Raw genomic sequence first — 3,762 nt, 5'->3', positions numbered from 1 at the left:
TGGGGTGTCTCGTCTTTCATCTCATGGACCACCTTCTCGACATCCGCGAGAACTGAACCGAGGTCACGTCCTTCATTCGACACGTAGATGTCGTAGAGCGGCATGATATTCCCGTGAGTGATCACGCCCGGGGTTCCGAGGGCTGAAATGTTGGCTAGGTTGCCGAGCAGCTGCACATCGTTGCCTTCCGATGAATCGCCACTCGCATGAGTGACCGGAACGGTCATCAGATCTTTCACGCTGGTGAGCTGGGGTTGCGGTGTATAGACATTGATTCGATAGGACATGCCCGTCATGCGATCGAGCCAATACTTCTGATCGACCTGTTGGCTTCCGGCAGTCGTCACCAGCATGTTGTTCCCGATGGCCGTCTGGTCCATGTCCATGCCGAGTGCGAACCTCCGGTTGGCTTCGACAAGCATGGTCGGTGTGCGCATCGTTTGATGGACCACCACATTGCTGGCGCCGGGAATCCGGCGAAACTTGTCCGCTAATTTTTGGGCAAACTCATAGTTAATGTACCGCTCCGGGCCGTTCACCTGCACATCGATCGGCGAAGGCGAGCCGAAGTTAAGAATCTTGTCGGTCAGATCGGCCGGCTGAAAGGTGAATTCGGTTCCCGGATAACGGTCAGCCAAACCCTCGCTGAGAATCTGTCGATACTCCCACACCGGCGACTTTTCATTCTTCAAGGAAATGGTCAGGTCGCAATCCTGGGAGCCGATCGTTGGCGTCGGAATGAAGGCAAGGTTATGCGCCCCCACTGGTAGACCGCAATTGCTGATGATGTCTTTGACCTGGCCCGCCAGCATATCTTCGACATCTGTGGCGACAAGTGACGCGATGCGCCCTGACGCCTCGATGCGAGTACCGAGGGGGGCCCGCATATGCATCTGCAGGATGCCGGACTTGACCTCGGGGAAGAATTCGCGCCCGTTGTAGTAAAAGAGGACAAGCGAACCCATTGCGATCGCCAAGGAAACGGCCACGAAACGCCGCCGATGGTTGATCGACTGCTCGAGCTTCGCAGTATACGAGTCACGAAACTGATCGAAGCGACGTTGGAATGCCCCTTGGAATCGTAGAAAGATATTTCGTGACTGTTCTCCCTCGGAGCGGCCACCGTGCTCGTGGTGCGGCTTCAGAATATATTTTGCCATCGTCGGCACCAGGGTGTACGTCAAAATGAAGGAGGCGAGCACTGCAATGATGACCGCTTTCGCCATTGGAGGGAACACCCACCCGGACACGCCGCTCAGATGGAAGAGCGGGACCCAGACGATTGAAATGGCCAATGTGGCGACGAATGTCGGGAGTACGATCTGACCGGCGGCATCAAGGATTGCAGTCTCCACCGGCTTGCCCGTCTCAAGATGGGTATCGATATTCTCAATCATGACGGCGGCATTGTCGACGAGAATGCCGACGGCCAAGGCCAATCCTCCCAAGGTCATGATATTGATCGATTCTCCGAGCCAATGCAGTCCGATGAGCGCGCAGAGAATGGATAACGGGATCGAGGTGAGGACGATCACCGTCGGACGCCAGGAGCCGAGCAGGAGCAACACGATGATGCCGACCAGCGTCGCAGCGATCATCATCTCATGGACGACATCCGCAATCGCTTCCTTGACGAAGCTTGAGGCATCGATGATCATTTTCACCTGTACCCCTTTCGGGACGACGGTTTCGATGCGCGGGATCATTTCCCTGATCCCATCGACGACCTCCAACGTGGAGGCTTCGCTGCTTTTCATGACGACGATGATAACGGCTTGTTGACCGTCTACCAGCACGCTGTTCGTTTGCACTCGCCCCGCGAGACGCACGGACGCGACGTCGCGTAGGTGAATGAAGGCATTGCCGTCCCGCTTGATCGGAATATCGCCAAAATCCGTGATCTTCAGTGGAGAAGCGTTCGTCAAGACGATCCAGTCGGTCGACTTGATTTTCATGTCGCCCCCCGGGAGTACCAGGTTTTGTCTATCGAGCGCCTCATGGACATCCGAAGGGGAGAGGTGTCGGGCGAGTAATTTTTGTTGGTCGAGATTGACCATGACTTGCATATCTTGGCCACCGTAAGGGTGCGGAAGGATCGCTCCCGGTATCGTGACCAGTAATGGGCGGATTCGCATGATGCAGAGATTATAGAGCTCGGCCGGAGTCAGCGAGTCGGATGTGACTTTTAACGTGGCCACGGGCACTTGAGACGGGAACAGACGCATGACCATGGGCGGAGAGATATCGGGCGGCAACGCTTTGACGGCGGTCTGTGCGATTGCCGCTATATCGGCCTCGCTACCGGCCAGATCGACTCCGTCTTGAAGAAAGATGTTGATGATACTGAAGCCGAAGAAAGATTGGCTGTGGATACGTTTGATTCCTTCCACTGTCGAGGTGAGGAAACGCTCGAATACATACGTGATGCGTCCTTCAACATCTTGCGGCATCAGTCCGTCGTAAGCCCAGACGACGGAACTGACGGGAATCTGAATGACCGGAAAGACATCGGTCGGTGCTTCGAGCACCGCCATCGCCCCGAACACCACGATAATGATCGCCAGCACCACGAACGTGTACGGCCTGCCCAAGGCAATATGGACTAGTTGTTTCATTCTTTTACTCCGGCGTTAGGTCCTGACGTCTGTAGGGAGGAGATCAAGACGATTGCGGTGACAGAAGTCGTGATATTCGAGAAGACATCGGTTGATATGTGCTGAATCGTCATCCCCACTACCAGCACAATGAGGATCGACATCACCGCAAGGAAGTACGGTATGAGCAGAGCAATGACCACGATCTTCTTCATGAGAGAACCTCTTATTCAGGCGACATGACTGTTGCTAATGGGCAATCATGCATCACGTACGGTGCAAAGTATTTGCCTGAACTCGAGACCGACCGAAGTCATACGAAATATGACAGTTAGATTCATTTTGCGAGGACGAAGGAGAACCGCCTGTGCCACTAATGCATAGGTGTGCCAAGTTGGCCGATCGAAGAAAGGAGTGATTGCTTTTCGGAATACTGATTCTGGAAAGAGGTTCTAGTAGTAGGGAGGAATCCATCGCGAGTATTGTTTGTAACGCATCAGGATGAGCAAGCTTTTGGCATAACACGTGCTTAGGTTAAGTAAAACACTGTCATTAACGAGCGGTTCGCTGTAAAGAGCGCCGTGGGACAAGGTACGGAGTTCATGGTGAGTCTGCCTATTCGGAAATTGGAAGAAGCAGGAGATCCGGAGAGGTCAATGAGTGATGTGCCCTCCATCCTCGTCGTGGATGACGACCATCGGAATCGCGACATGTTGACCGAAGCCTTGAGCCAAGCCGGCTTTGCCGTGGATGCGGCGGGTGACGGCGTTGAAGCCCTCAGCAAGGCCAATGAAGCGACGTATGATGCCGTCTTGAGCGATATCCGCATGTCCCCCTTGTCCGGTCTGGACCTGCTGGATTTTCTTCGCAAGACCATGCCAGAGATGCCTATCGTGCTGTTGACCGCGTTCGGCTCCGTCGACACGGCGATCCAGGCCATGAAACAAGGAGCCTACAATTACATCACCAAGCCGGTGAATCTCGAAGAACTCGTGCTCACCATGACGCACGCCGTCGAGTACCGGCACTTGATCCAGGACAATCGCTCGCTGCAGCGCGCGTTCAGTGAACGCCCACGGGCTGCGTCGTTGATCGGCCAGAGCAAGAAGATGGTGGAGGTGTTCAAACTCGTCGGCCGTGTCTCCCGCAGCCGAACCGCCGTGTTGAT

3 protein-coding genes are annotated in these 3,762 nt (G+C 54.8%); 1 reads left to right on the top strand and 2 read right to left on the bottom strand.

Features of this window, described 5'->3' with window-relative positions:
- A partial coding sequence (locus tag ACOSYY_RS15650; protein WP_421663543.1) for an efflux RND transporter permease subunit occupies positions 1–2,615 on the bottom strand: 2,615 nt, incomplete at its 3' end.
- A complete protein-coding gene (locus ACOSYY_RS15645) occupies positions 2,612–2,809 on the bottom strand; it encodes a hypothetical protein (RefSeq protein ID WP_421663541.1) in 198 nt (65 codons plus the stop codon). The genes ACOSYY_RS15650 and ACOSYY_RS15645, both read right to left, overlap by 4 nt.
- Before the next feature lie 366 nt (positions 2,810–3,175).
- Here ACOSYY_RS15645 and ACOSYY_RS15640 point away from each other — a divergent pair.
- A partial coding sequence (locus ACOSYY_RS15640; protein ID WP_421663539.1) for a sigma-54-dependent transcriptional regulator occupies positions 3,176–3,762 on the top strand: 587 nt, incomplete at its 3' end.

The organism is Nitrospira sp. BLG_2 (genome assembly GCF_049222245.1).
Note: the sequence above shows the minus strand (reverse complement) of the source record. Positions and strands in the feature narration are given on the sequence as shown.